This window comes from Trebonia kvetii (assembly GCF_007827045.1).
GTDB lineage: Bacteria > Actinomycetota > Actinomycetes > Streptosporangiales > Streptosporangiaceae > Trebonia > Trebonia kvetii.
Genome location: NZ_RPFW01000001.1, coordinates 136,843 through 150,239 on the forward strand (window position 1 = coordinate 136,843; position 13,397 = coordinate 150,239).

The 13,397-nt window shown below is 68.2% G+C and carries 11 protein-coding genes; 9 read left to right on the plus strand and 2 right to left on the minus strand.

Annotated elements, in window-relative coordinates:
* Nucleotides 1-38 precede the first annotated feature (38 nt).
* Nucleotides 39-845 (minus strand): enoyl-CoA hydratase-related protein, encoded by an 807-nt coding sequence (locus tag EAS64_RS00600; RefSeq protein WP_222848900.1) that lies wholly within the window; start codon nucleotides 843-845, stop codon nucleotides 39-41.
* Between the two features lie 190 nt (nucleotides 846-1,035).
* Here EAS64_RS00600 and ppk2 point away from each other — a divergent pair, with 190 nt between their 5' ends.
* From ppk2 to EAS64_RS00640, 8 genes are all read left to right on the plus strand, one after another.
* A complete protein-coding gene (gene ppk2 / locus EAS64_RS00605) occupies nucleotides 1,036-1,863 on the plus strand; it encodes a polyphosphate kinase 2 (RefSeq protein ID WP_145850763.1) in 828 nt (275 codons plus the stop codon).
* Nucleotides 1,864-1,912: 49 nt separating this feature from the next.
* The gene (gene malQ, locus EAS64_RS00610) at nucleotides 1,913-3,745 is read left to right on the plus strand and encodes a 4-alpha-glucanotransferase (protein WP_145850764.1); all 1,833 of its coding nucleotides are present in this window, start codon (nucleotides 1,913-1,915) and stop codon (nucleotides 3,743-3,745) included.
* A gap of 343 nt (nucleotides 3,746-4,088) precedes the next feature.
* Nucleotides 4,089-5,717, plus strand: coding sequence for a glucose-6-phosphate isomerase (pgi, locus tag EAS64_RS00615; RefSeq protein WP_145850765.1), 1,629 nt, complete (start codon nucleotides 4,089-4,091; stop codon nucleotides 5,715-5,717).
* Between the two features lie 9 nt (nucleotides 5,718-5,726).
* Nucleotides 5,727-6,755: a phosphogluconate dehydrogenase (NAD(+)-dependent, decarboxylating) gene (gene gnd, locus EAS64_RS00620; RefSeq protein WP_145850766.1), complete on the plus strand. Its 1,029-nt coding sequence runs from the start codon at nucleotides 5,727-5,729 to the stop codon at nucleotides 6,753-6,755.
* A 9-nt stretch (nucleotides 6,756-6,764) separates the two neighbouring features.
* Nucleotides 6,765-8,270: a glucose-6-phosphate dehydrogenase gene (gene zwf, locus EAS64_RS00625; protein ID WP_222848901.1), complete on the plus strand. Its 1,506-nt coding sequence runs from the start codon at nucleotides 6,765-6,767 to the stop codon at nucleotides 8,268-8,270.
* A 525-nt stretch (nucleotides 8,271-8,795) separates the two neighbouring features.
* The gene (locus EAS64_RS00630) at nucleotides 8,796-9,731 is read left to right on the plus strand and encodes a diacylglycerol/lipid kinase family protein (protein WP_187365591.1); all 936 of its coding nucleotides are present in this window, start codon (nucleotides 8,796-8,798) and stop codon (nucleotides 9,729-9,731) included.
* Nucleotides 9,732-10,167: 436 nt separating this feature from the next.
* Nucleotides 10,168-10,389 (plus strand): NfeD C-terminal domain-containing protein, encoded by a 222-nt coding sequence (locus EAS64_RS00635; protein ID WP_145850768.1) that lies wholly within the window; start codon nucleotides 10,168-10,170, stop codon nucleotides 10,387-10,389.
* A 48-nt stretch (nucleotides 10,390-10,437) separates the two neighbouring features.
* Nucleotides 10,438-11,766 carry a flotillin family protein gene (locus EAS64_RS00640; protein ID WP_145850769.1) on the plus strand — a complete coding sequence of 443 codons (1,329 nt, stop codon included), beginning with the start codon at nucleotides 10,438-10,440 and terminating at the stop codon, nucleotides 11,764-11,766.
* A gap of 87 nt (nucleotides 11,767-11,853) precedes the next feature.
* On the opposite strand, the gene EAS64_RS00645 is transcribed toward EAS64_RS00640, so the two are convergent.
* Nucleotides 11,854-12,261: a hypothetical protein gene (locus tag EAS64_RS00645; protein WP_145850770.1), complete on the minus strand. Its 408-nt coding sequence runs from the start codon at nucleotides 12,259-12,261 to the stop codon at nucleotides 11,854-11,856.
* Nucleotides 12,262-12,549: 288 nt separating this feature from the next.
* Between EAS64_RS00645 and EAS64_RS00650 the strand changes: the two genes are divergently transcribed.
* Complete coding sequence (locus tag EAS64_RS00650; RefSeq protein ID WP_145850771.1) at nucleotides 12,550-13,395, plus strand: PIG-L family deacetylase; 846 nt, start codon at nucleotides 12,550-12,552, stop codon at nucleotides 13,393-13,395.
* The last annotated feature ends 2 nt before the right edge of the window (nucleotides 13,396-13,397 follow it).

Below are 13,397 nucleotides of genomic sequence, written 5' to 3' on the forward strand. Positions count from 1 at the left end.
GGGCTGAACTATTCCTAAAGGAATGCTGAGGGCGCGCCTCAGTGGCCGGTGAACCGCGGCGGGCGCTTCTCCGTGAAGGCCGCGATGCCCTCGGCGCAGTCCTGGCTACGGGCGACCTCGCCCTGGAGCTGCGCCTCGAGGGCCAGCTGCTCGGCCATCCCGGAGTACATCCAGTGGTTCAGCTCCCGCTTGGTGCCCGCGTAGGAGCGGGTCGGGCCGTTGCTCAGCCGGGTGAGCAGCGCCTCGGCGTTCTTCTCAAATTCGTCGTCCGGCCAGGATGAGTTGATGAGGCCGATGTCCGCCGCCTTCGGCGCGGGAAGCCGCTCGCCGAGCATCGCCATCTCGGCGAAGCGGGCGAATCCGATGCGCGCCGGGATGAACAGCGAGCTTCCCGCGTCGGGCAGCAGGCCGATGTTCACGAACGCGAGCAGGAAGTACGCGGACTCCTTCGCCACCACCAGGTCCGCCGACAGGGCTAGGGACACGCCCGCGCCCGCCGCGGGGCCGTTGACCGCGCTGATCACCGGCTTGGGCATCTCGCGGATCGCGGTGACGATCGGGTGATACCAGTCGATCAGGATGCGGTCTGTGTCCATCGTCGCGCCATCGGCGGTGACGGCGTCCTTCAGGTCCGCGCCGGTGCAGAACGCCCGTCCGGCCCCCGTCAGCATGACCGCGCGGACGCTGTCGTCGCTCGCCAGGTCGCCGAGCACGCTAAGCAGGTCGGCGGCCATGCCCGTCGACCAGGCGTTCATCCGGTCTGGCCGGTTCAGGACGATCTTGGCTGCCGCGCCTGTCCGGTACAACTCGACAGTGTCGAGGCGGCTCACTGGCTCTTCGCTCACGAGGCTCAATGTAGCGCGCGAGTATGGGGGTCGTCCCCCCGGGAGATGTCCGGGCCCCAAGCACGCGCCGAGGGGGCGAGGCGAAGACAAGAACCCGTTCGGAATCCTGAGTTTCGATCGTTGTCTTCGAAGGCTTCCACATGGGAAAGATCTAGAGATTCCCCGCGCAGGGGTTGGACAAGGGGGCTGCATGCCTGGCAAATCGGGCAAAGACGGGAGTCCTGCTAGACGCGAGCTGTCGAAGAAGGTCTACGCGGCCGAGCTGTACCGGCTCCAGGCGGAGCTGGTGAAGATGCAGGAGTGGGTCCGGGCGTCCGGCTCCCGGGTCGTGGTGGTGTTCGAGGGTCGCGACGCGGCGGGCAAGGGCGGCACGATCCGGCGGGTCACCGAGTACCTGAACCCCCGGTTCGCGCGGATCGCCGCGCTGGACAAGCCGACAGAGCGGGAAGCCACCCAGTGGTACTTCCAGCGGTACACCGCGCAGCTGCCCGCGGCGGGCGAGATCGTGTTCTTCGACCGGTCCTGGTACAACCGGGCCGGCGTGGAGCACGTGATGGGCTTCTGCACCAAGGAGGAGTACCACCGGTTCATGCACCAGTGCCCGATGTGGGAGCGGATGTTGGTGGAGGACGGCATCCTGCTGCGCAAGTACTGGTTCTCGATCAGCGACACCGAGCAGCAGATCCGGTTCGAGTCGCGGCTCAACGACCCGATGCGGCGCTGGAAGCTCTCCCCCATGGACCTGGAGTCGATAAGCCGCTGGGAGGACTACTCCCGGGCCAAGGACGACATGATGATGCTCACCGACATCCCCGAGGCGCCCTGGTACGTGGTCGATTCCGACGACAAGCGGCGGGCGCGGATCAACATGATCGCGCACCTGCTGTCCACCATCCCGTACACCGACGTGCCTGAGCCGCGGCTGCGACTGCCGCGCCGCCCCGCCCCGACGGGCTACGTGCGCACGCCCATAGAACTGCAGACCTTCGTGCATGACCACGCGGGAGACCTGACCTGAGGAATTGCCGTTGCACGGGCAGTGCGAGTCATGCGGCAGACTTGTTCGGGTGAGCATCGGGGAGTTGCGGCAGCGTGCCGCGGAGCTGGGCGTTTCTGTCAGCTACTGGGACTGGCACGGGCACGAGGTGCCCGTGTCCGACGAGACGCTCGAGGCGATCGTGTCCTGCCTCGAATCGGTCGGCGAGTCTGCGGTGCTCGCGGCGGACGACGGCGAATCCGCCGCGTCCGAGGCTGTCGCCCCCGGACCCGGCGAGCGGTCGTGGGGGTTCGCCGTCCAGCTCTACTCGCTCCGCTCGCGCGCCTCCTGGGGCCACGGCGACCTGCGGGATCTCGCCGAGCTTGCCGCCTGGTCGGCGCGCGAGCTCGGCGCCGGGTTCGTGCTGATCAACCCGCTACACGCGGTCGAGCCGCTTGCCCCGGTCAGCGCCTCCCCCTACCTGCCGATGAGCCGTCGCTGGGTGTCACCCCTCTACCTCCGCATCGAGGACATCCCCGAGTACTGGGAGCTGAGTTATCCCGAACGGAGGCGGCTGACTGAACTTTCCGCGCCGCTCCGTGCCGCGTCGGGCACGGCCGCGCTGATCGACAGAGACACGGTATGGACTGCCAAGCGCGAAGCGCTTGAAATGCTGCGCAAGGTGCACCTGTCCGACGAGCGGCAGGCGTCGCTCGAGGCGTTCCGCGCCAGGCACGGACGCGCCCTGCGGGACTGGGCCGCATGGTGCGCGCTCGCCGAGGTGCACGGCCCCGACTACCGGACCTGGCCATCGCGGCTGCACGACCCGCGATCGGCGGCCGTCACCACGGAGCTGCGCGGCGGCGATCTCGCCGCGCAGGCCGAGTTCCACACCTGGGTGCAGTGGCTCGTCGCCGAGCAGGCCGCCGCGGCGCAGGCCGCGGCGCGCGACGCGGGCATGGCCATCGGCATCATCGCTGACCTGGCGATCGGCGTCCACCCGGGCGGCGCGGACGCGTGGGCCCTACAGGACTGCTTCGCTCGCGGCTTCACCGTCGGCGCGCCGCCAGACGCGTTCAACCAGCGCGGCCAGGACTGGGGGCTGCCGCCGATGCACCCGCGCGCGCTCGTCGCCGCCGACTACCGGCCGCTCGCGGACCTCGTCGGCGCGAGCCTCGCCCTCGGCGGCGGCCTGCGCATCGACCACGTCATGGGGCTGTCCCGGCTGTGGTGGATTCCCGCGGGCGCGCCGCCGACCGAGGGCGCCTACGTCTACTACGACGCCGCGGGAACGCTCGGCACGCTTGCAGCCGCGGCCGCCGGGTCCGGCTCCGTCGTTGTCGGCGAGGACCTCGGCACCGTCGAGCCCTGGCTGCGGGACGCGCTCGCCGAGCGCGGCGTGCTCGGCACGCAGATGCTGTGGTTCGAGCGCGGCTGGTCCAACGAGCCGCTCGCGCCGCAGTGGTGGCGGCGCAACAGCATGGTCACCGTCTCCACGCACGACCTGCCGCCCGCCGCCGCGTTCCTTTCCGGCTCCCAGGTGACCGACCGGTGCGCCCTCGGCCTGCTCACCCGGCCGGAGTCCGAGGAGCGGGCGGACGCGGCGCGCATGGTCGACGACTGGATCGGCGCCCTGGTCGCGCAGGGGCTGCTTGACCCCGACCGCCGGCCCACTGCCGACGAGTTCACCGTCGCCCTGTACGCCTACCTGGCACTGACACCCGCCCTGCTCATCGGCGTCAATCTCGCCGAGGCCGCCGGCGAAACCCGCTCCCAGAACATGCCGGGCACAGACACCGAGTACCCCAACTGGAAGCTCCCCCTCTGCGGCCCCGACGGCGTCCCGGTCCTCCTTGAGGACCTCCCCGGGAACGAACGCGTCCGCGCCGTAGCTCTTGCGGCTGCCACACCTTCCACCCTCTAAGGCTCGCGGCAGCTCCCTAGAGGGCAATATCAAGGCCGCATAGATGCGGCAGCCCCGGACAGTGTCACGGGCCATGGACCGTGACGCGTCAGCCCAGGGGGCGGCAGGCCGAAGGCCGCCCCGCGACCTCCCACGGCCAAGAACAGACGAGGGACGTGGGGGGAGATTTCCTCGCGGCCTTCCGAAGGAGCGCCGCGAGAAATCTTCCCCCCGCGGCCCACGCCCTGACTAGTTCTTTGACGTTGAACTTCGCCCCCCAGACATGCTGCAGACCGGCAACCGTGGAAGGATCGGGACGGTAATCAACGAGACACAGTCAGAGCCTGAACGAGGGGAGACCAGCATGCCGACTCCGCTGCGGGAGCGGAAGGCGTGGCAGGCGCTCGAGCGCCATTACGCGGAAATCTCCGGGTCACACCTGCGCGAACTGTTCGCGGCCGACCCCGGGCGGGGCGAGCGGCTCAGCGCCGAGGCCGTGGGCATTTACCTGGACTACTCCAAGAACCGGGTCACCGATGAAACCATGGCCCTGCTCGTCGAGCTCGCCGAGGAGTCGGGGGTGCCTGCCAGGCGGGACGCGATGTTCCGGGGCGAGCACATCAACGTGTCCGAGGACCGGGCGGTGCTGCACACCGCGCTGCGGCTGCCGGAGACGGCGTCGCTCGTGGTCGACGGGCAGGACGTCGTGGCGGACGTGCACGCCGTGCTGCACCGCATGCGCGACTTCGCGAACCGCGTCCGTTCCGGCGAGTTCAAGGGCTTCACCGGTAAGCCGATAAAGAACGTGATCAACATCGGCATCGGCGGATCCGACCTCGGTCCGGTCATGGCGTACGAGGCGCTGCGGCATTACTGCACGCGTGAAATCACCTTCCGTTTCGTATCCAACGTCGATTCCACTGACTTCGTGGAGGCGGTCCGCGACCTGTCGCCCGAGGAAACCCTCTTCATCATCTCCTCCAAGACGTTCGGCACCCTGGAGACGCTGGCGAACGCGACGTCCGCGCGGGACTGGATCGTGTCCGCGCTCGGGTCCGCCGACGCCGTGGCGAACCACTTCGTGGCCGTTTCCACCAACGCCGCGCGCGTATCGGCGTTCGGCATCGACACGGCGAACATGTTCGGGTTCTGGGACTGGGTCGGCGGTCGCTATTCGATGGACTCCGCCATCGGGTTGTCCAACATGATCGCGCTGGGGCCCGACCAGTTCGATGAGCTGCTCGCCGGGTTCCACGACATGGACGAGCACTTCCGCACCGCGCCGCTCGCCGCGAACCTGCCGGTGCTGCTCGGTGTGCTCGCCGTCTGGTACCGGGACTTCTTCGGCTGCCAGACCGTCGGGGTCATGCCGTACGAGCAGTACCTCAAGCGGTTCCCCGCCTACCTGCAGCAGCTCACCATGGAGTCCAACGGCAAGCATGTGACGCTGTCCGGCCAGCAGGTGGACTACGACACGGGCGCGGTCTACTGGGGCGAGCCGGGCACCAACGGGCAGCACTCCTTCTACCAGCTCATCCACCAGGGGACGGTGCTGGTCCCGGTCGACCTGATCGGGTTCGCGCGGACACTGAACCCGCTTGGCGACCACCACGACCTGCTGTCGTCTAACGTGTTCGCGCAGGCCGCCGCGCTCGCGTTCGGTAAGACCGAGGCCGAGGTGCGGGCGGAGGGAACGGCCGAGGCGGTGGTGCCGCACCGTGTGTTCGAGGGCAACCGACCGACGAACACGCTGCTATGCGACGTGCTGACGCCGCGGCTGCTCGGCTCGCTGATCGCGCTTTACGAGCACTCGGTGTTCGTGCAGGGGACCATCTGGGAGATCGACTCATTCGACCAGTGGGGCGTCGAGCTCGGCAAGGTGCTCGCCCAGCAGATCATCCCCGAGCTCACCTCAGCCGCCGAGCCGTCGCTGACGCACGACTCTTCTACTAATGCGCTGATCAGGCGCTACCGTTCGCTCAAGGGGGCGTGAGGACTCGACATGGCAACTGACAATCCCATGCAGCTCGGCATGATCGGGCTCGGCCGGATGGGGGCCAACCTGGTCCGCCGGCTGATGCGCGACGGCCACCACTGCGTGACCTACGACGTGAACCCGGACGCGGTCAAGGCGATGGAGGCGGAGGGGGCCGTCGGGTCATCTTCGCTCGCGGAGTTCGTGGCAGGTCTGGAGAAGCCGCGCAACATCTGGATCATGGTTCCCGCCGGGATCGTGGACTCCACGCTCGAGCAGCTGGTGCCACTGCTCGACGCCGACGACACGATCATCGACGGCGGCAACTCCTACTACCGCGACGACATCACCAGGTCCAAGGCGCTCAAGCCGAAGGGGCTGCACTACCTCGACGTCGGCACCTCGGGCGGCGTGTGGGGCCTGGAGCGCGGCTACTGCCTGATGATCGGCGGCGACACCCCCGCAGTGCTGCGGCTCGACCCGATCTTCAAGACGATCGCGCCCGGCGAGGGGTCCGTCGAGCTCACCGCTGGCCGCGCGCCCGGGACAACCGCGTCCCAGGGCTACCTGCACTGCGGGCCGTCCGGCGCCGGGCACTTCGTCAAGATGGTCCACAACGGCATCGAGTACGGCATGATGGCCGCGATCGCCGAGGGTCTGTCGATCATCAAGGGGGCCGGCATCGGCCTCCAGGAGAACGCCACCCACGACGCGGAGAACACCCCGCTGCGCCACCCTGAGGCGTACCAGTACGACATCAACGTCGGCGACGTCGCCGAGGTGTGGCGGCGCGGGTCCGTTGTGTCGTCGTGGCTGGTGGACCTGGCCGCCGCCGCGCTCGCCAAATCGCCAGACCTCCAGGAGTTCGGCGGCCGCGTGTCCGACTCGGGCGAAGGCCGGTGGACGGTGGAGGCGGCGATCGACGAGGGCGTGCCCGCCCCCGTCATCACTGCGTCGCTGTTCCAGCGGTTCGAGTCGCGCGACCTCGGCGTGTTCACCGGCAAGATCCTCTCGGCGCTCCGGTCAGAGTTCGGCGGACACGCCGAGCAGAAGTGAGGAAATGAAGTGAGCACCCAGTCCGGACCGGCACAACCCCCCCGGTCCGTGCGGCAAGGCCACGCCAAGCCAGACCCGCACGTGATCGTCCTGTTCGGCGCTACTGGAGACCTGGCCAAGCGCAAGCTGCTTCCCGGGCTCTACCATCTGTTCGTCGCCGGGCTGCTGCCCGAGGAGTTCCGCGTCATCGGGTCCTCACCGCAGGAGTTCGCCCTGTCAGACGCCGACTTCCGCACCCGCGCGGAGCAGGCCTGCCAGGAGTTCGGCAACTGCAAGCCCGACGAGTCGTGGGACTCGTTCGCCTCGCGGCTGTCGTTCGGCGCGGCGTCGCCCGACGACCCCGCCCCGCTGGTCACAGCGGTCACGGAGGCGGAGAAGGCGATTGCGGGCGCTTCTTCCAACGGGCGCAGGCGGAACGGGTCGCACGCGGTCGGGCGGCTCTTCCACCTGGCGGTGCCGCCCGCCGCGTTCGGCTCGGTGGTGACGATGCTCGGCTCGTCGGGTCTGGCCAACGAGCACTCGCGGGTGATCATCGAGAAGCCGTTCGGCACCGACCTGGAGTCGTCCAGAAAGCTCAACGACACCGTGCATGCGGTATTCGACGAGTCGCAGGTGTTCCGCATCGACCACTTCCTCGGCAAGGAATCGGTCGACAACGTGCTCGCCTTCCGGTTCGCCAACGGCCTGTTCGAGCCGATATGGAACCGGCAGCACATCAGGTACGTGCAGATCGACGTGCCTGAGACGCTCACCGTCGAGCAGCGGGCCGGCTTCTACAACGCGACGGGCGCCTACCGGGACATGGTGGTGACCCACCTGTTCCAGGTGCTCGGCTTCGTCGCGATGGAGCCGCCGACGTCACTCGCCGCCAAGCCGCTGCGCGATGAGAAGAGCAAGGTGTACGACGCGCTGCGGCCCATCGATGTGCGGCATGTGGTGCGCGGCCAGTACGAGGGATACCGGTCGATCGACGGTGTGCCCAAGGACTCCGACACCGAGACAATGATCGCGGTGCGGGCGGAGATCGAGAACTGGCGCTGGCACGGCGTGCCGTTCTTCCTGCGCTCGGGCAAGGCGCTCGCCTCGTCGCGGCAGGTCATCACGCTCGGGTTCCACACGCCGCCGGTGCGCATGTTCCGCACCCACCGGGTGGACGCGCCGACTGGCAAGGTCAACGAGATCGTCATCGACTTCGCTGACCCTGGGTCGATCGCCATCGAGTTCATGGCCAAGATGCCCGGGCCCGAGATGACGCTCGGGACGGGGAAGATGACCTTCAGGTACGAGGACTCGTTCGCGGCGTCCAATGCCCTGGAGGGGTACGAGCGGCTGATCCTGCTCGCCATGCTCGGCGACCAGTCGCTGTTCACCAGGGCCGACGGCATCGACCGGGTGTGGGAGATCTCGCAGCCGCTGCTCGACTCCCCGCCGCCCGTGGAGCCGTACGCGGTCGGGTCGTGGGGGCCGGCGTCGGTCGAGAGGCTCATCGCGCCGTACAAGTGGTACCTGCGGTAACCGTTTTGCTGTCCCGCGACGCGGCGCGGCGTGTGTAGCCGTTTCCGGCTCGTGGGTCAGCGTGGAACCATCCGCGGCTATATCCGCCGCGGATGGTCATTTGCGACGAATGCGCGCACCGCGACTACTAGCGCACACCCCGGGAACGGGGGGACCGACCCGGCTGGTTACGGTCCACCAGGTCATCGCGCAAGAAAGGGGGCGTGATAGTGCCCCCCTTTCTTGTGCGATGCGCGGAATCTACGCGATCGTGGAGGCACCCGGCCAGGACCGGCCCTGGGACACGGCGAAGGACGGGCGGCGACCACGCCCGTGTGCACAACCCGACCTAATTGCCCGGTTCGGATGAGTGGACCATCGCAAGTCGGGTGTCCGCTAAACCGGGACAAATAGGTCGCTTTTTGTTGCTTTTGTTAACGTTTCCCGCCGATGGCCCACGATAGCGGTGTCGCGTTGGGCTATCGCGGGGCCCGCCGGCGGACCGCGAGGTTTCCGGCGGGCCGTGCGGGTACCCTCGATGACGGTATGCCTGGTGTCGCGTTTGTGGTCAATGGCTCGCTGGTACGAGGCAGCGGGCACTTCGTCGCGTTGTGCCGCGAGGGCGCGGCACGGCACGGGTGGGACTGCGACGTGCTTGTCACGGAGAAGGCCGAGGCGGGGATCGCGGCTGCCAACGGCGCCGCACTCGACGGCGTGGACATCGTGGTCGCCGTCGGCGGCGACGGGACCGTGCGCGGGTGCGCCGAGGGTCTCGCCGGAACCGGCGTGCCGCTCGGCATCGTCCCGCACGGAACTGCCAACCTGCTCGCGCGGTCGCTCGGCGTCCCGGTGCATCCGAGGGCCGCGCTCAGCGCGGCGCTCGACCCGCGCGCCAGCGACCGGACGATCGACCTTGCGGTGGCCGACGACGTGCCGTTCACGGCGATGGCGGGGATGGGGCTCGACGCGGCCGTCGTCGCGGGTACCAAACTGAAGCACCAGTTCGGCTGGCTCGCCTATGCGATGTCCGGCGCGGTGCACCTCGCGGTTCCGCCCGTCCGGTTCACCATCTCGCTCGACGACGGGCCGCCCATCGAACGGATGGCACGATCGGTGGTGGCGGGGAACTCCGGGCTGCTTCCCGGCGGATTCAGCCTGCTGCCCGACGCGCGGCTCGACGACGGGATGCTGGACGTGGGAGTGCTCGCGCCCTATGGCCCGTTCGGCTGGCCCCGGGTGGCCACGCGCGTGCTGACGAACAGCCGCCACCAGGACCGGATGCTCGAGCGATTCCAGGCGAGGAAGATCGAGATTACCGCGAGCGCGACACTGCCGCGCGAGGTGGACGGCGAGCTTGTCGAGGCCGGCCGCCGGCTCACGATCTCCGTGCGGCCCGCGGCTCTCCGGGTGCGGGTACCCGCGTCCGCGCCCGCCCTGCGGGCAGGCCGCGCGCCGGCCCTCTCCCCCGGCCAGCCGCGCTAGCGCTTGCGCTGCCGGCCGCGTGGTTGCCGAATGCGTGGACGTGGTCGGCCGCGTCCACGTTGCCGGCCGCGTGGCCGTTGGCGCTGCGGCGTGCAAGCGTCCCGGCGTCCCGCGATCGCTGGCCACACGTGCCTCGTCTGCCACAGGCGTTTCGCCGGGTTGGGCATGAATCACGGAAATTCTGATTTCAACGGAAATTTTGTACTCGTAGAACGTGCTTTGCATTCATCAGGATCAAGGTTTCCGTGATCATGGCGTCCGCTTTACTTTTTCGGCGCGATTATCGCGGTTTCGCCATGCGCGGGTCTCAAGCGGGTGCCCGTGGAAGGTCGCATGACGGCCTGCGCCTTTGCTAACTGCCGGGGCCCCCGTTGAGGCTCAGGAAAACGGTGATATACCCGTATCGGCGCATAACGCGAAAGCCGGTGATGTGGCCGTGGACGCCTATGGTGGCGCGGCGGGAAGCCTGATCGGGACGGTCGGGCGGGTAACCGTATCCATTCCAGTCAACGGGCCCGGCGAGGTGCTGCTGCCCGTCCGCGGCGGCAGCGAGGCGTTCGCCGCGTGGTCTGACGAGCCCATTGCCCGCCATGCCCGGGTTGTCGTCGTCGATGCGCTGTCCGCTCGATCCGTGCTGGTCACCCCGGCACCGGTCTGAGCAATCCCCACAAGAACCCTGCGGAAGACAGGGAAAAGGGAGTCCATCATGCTGTTCTGGCGTGTCCCCGCGCCCAATGAGGCACTGCTTATCTCCGGATCCAAGCGGCGCAGGGAAGAAACGCAGTTCCGCATCGTCACCGGGCATGGCAGCTTCGTCATGCCGGTCAAGCAGCGGGCACGGCTGCTTTCTCTCGCCCTGCGCGAGGCCGAGATCACCGAGGAATGCATCACCAACCAGGGCATCCGGCTCAACGTGCGGGCGGTCGCCGCGTTCAAGGTGGGCGACGACTCGGCGTCCATCGCCAACGCCGCTCGCCGCTTCCTGTCCGAGCAAGACCGGATGGAGACCCTGGTCGGCCGGGTGTTCGCCGGGCACCTGCGGTCCATCGTTGGCGGGCTCACCGTCGAGCAGATCATCAGGGAACGGGACCGGGTCGCCCAGGAGATCAAGGACGGCAGCCACGCCGAGATGGAGAAGCTCGGCATCGTGGTGGACGCCCTGGAGATCCAGGAGATCGAGGACTCCTCCGGCTACATCAGCAACCTGGCCGCCCCGCACGCCGCCGCCGCGGCGAGCCAGGCCAGGATCGCGAAGGCCAAGGCCGACATGGAGGCCGCGGAGCGAGAAATGGCTGCCTTCGCGATGAAGGCGCAGTACGAGCGCGACCTGTCGATCAAGCAGGCCGGGTACCTGGCGGAGACCCAGCAGGCCAAGGCCCGCGCGGAGCAGGCGGGACCGCTCGCGGAGGCGGAGACCAAGCAGCAGGTCATCCAGCAGCAGACCGCCCTCGCGCAGCACGAGGCCGAGCTGGCCGCGCAGCGCCTTGAGGCCGAGGTCCGCCGCCCGGCGGACGCCGAGGCGTACCGAACGCGGACGCTCGCCGAGGCCGGGCGCGACCAGGCACGGTTCGCCACCGAGGCCGAGGCGTTCCGCAAGCGCCAGATCGCCGAGGCGGACCGCGACCAGGCCAGGCTCGCCACCGAGGCGGATGCGTTCAGGCAGACCACGCTCGCCGAGTCCGCGGCGCAGGCCACGAGGGTCAAGGCGGATGCCCAGGCGCACGCGGAACGCGCGCAGGCGCAGGGTCAGGCGGACGCCAACCACGTGCTCGCCGCGTCGCTGGCTCAGGGGAACCAGGAGCTGATCGCGGCTAGCACGCTGGTGGAGAACCTGCCGTCCCTGGTCGAGGCGGCGGCGCGCGGCCTGGCCGGTACCAACCTCACCGTGCTCAACGGCACACAAGGGGTCAATGAGGTCATGGCCGGCCTGGTCGGCCAGGGCTTCGCCATCCTCGAGCTGCTGAAGAAGTCCGCCACCGTGCCCGTCCCGAGCACCAACGGCACCGCCCCGGCGCTGCGGGAGACGGTCGGCTAGAGCCGGCGTTGCTTACCCGGTGGCGCGACAAATGCCACGGACCGGACATGGGAGCAGTCACCGGGTAAGCAAGGTGGGACGATGACGCTACTGCTGGTCCTCGGGCTGACTGCGCTGTTCAAGCGACTCGAGTTGGCGCATAAGCAGTTCTTGCAGTGCGCGGTCCATCGTTACCGACGACAACCGCTCCATGGCCAGGCCAAGGGCGCGCCGGTACTGCTGCGGCGTAAGCGGCGAAGGATCGGAATCAGGCGTCGACGACTGGTGCTCTCCCCTGCCACCATTCTTCTCACGGTTAGCCAGGCGGTGCTGTCCGCCGTCGCTGAAGTACCGGTCGGGAAGTGCGTGCCGCTTAAGTATCACGATCGGTGCGACCAGGACGTAGGGCCAGTGGAGCATGAGGTCCAGGTAACGATCATGGCTGGGCTTGCCCACGGTCGAAATGGCCAGAGTCAAGAGCATCACCTGACCCGCTACGAAGACGACCGCGATCATGAAAATAGCCATCTGCAGCGGATGCGGAATCGCACGAGTGACAATTTCTATTGTTCCATTTCCATCTAAGCGAAATAAGCGCGGTATGCGTGATCGAAGCCACCATGTAACGAATCGTCAATGTGACACGAGGAAACGTCCCACCGCCGGAGCGCCGACGAGTCGTAGCGAGACGGGCCCGCGCCGCAGAGCCAAGCGGGCGGCAGCGCATGAGGGGCAAGTTTCCTACTAAAAAGATAGGAAAGGTTCAGCGGAATAATGTCATGGGCAGATGGCACTCTTGAAGATATGGCTGAGGCTCTTACTCTCATGGCGGTGCACGCCCATCCCGACGATGAGGCGTCCGGCGGCGGCATCCTCGCGACCTACGCCGACCAGGGTGTCCGCGTGGTCGTAGTTACCTGCACGAACGGCGAATTCGGCGACGCGCCCGGCGGGATCAAGCCGGGCCAGGACGGGCACGACCCGCAAGCGGTGGCGCGGCTGCGGCTCGCGGAGCTCGACGAGTCGGCGCGCATTCTTCAAGTCAGCGCGCTCGAACCGCTCGGCTACCACGACTCGGGCATGGAGGAATGGGAGTACAAGGCGCGGCCCGACGCCTTCTGCAACGTGCCGATCGAGACGGTGGCGGGGCGGATCGGCGAGCTGATCACCAAGTACCAGCCCCAGGTGCTTGTCACCTACGACGACGCGGGCGCCTACCAGCATCCGGACCATGTGCACGCCAGCCTCGCCGCGCAGCTCGCGGCCACGCAGACGGGCATACCGGAGAAGGTGTACCTGTCCACGATGAAGGGCTCGAACTGGCGGAAGATCTGGGACGCGCTGCGCGAGGCCGGCGAGGAGGTCCCGAACTGGGACAACGACTCCGAGGAGGCGAAGGAGCGGGCAGCGCGGGCACTTGAGTCCGAGGCGCGGATCACCACCACGGTCGACATCCGCCCGGTGCTCGAGCGCAAGCGGGCGGCACTCTTCGCGCACGGCAGCCAGATCAACGACTCGTGGTTCAGCAAGCTGCCGCAGGAAGTCGCCGAGCAGGCCTTCGGCTACGAGTACTTCATCAGGATCGCGGACACGACCGGTACGCCGCTGCCTGAGGACGACCTGTTCGCTGGGTTGCGAACGGGGGCATAACG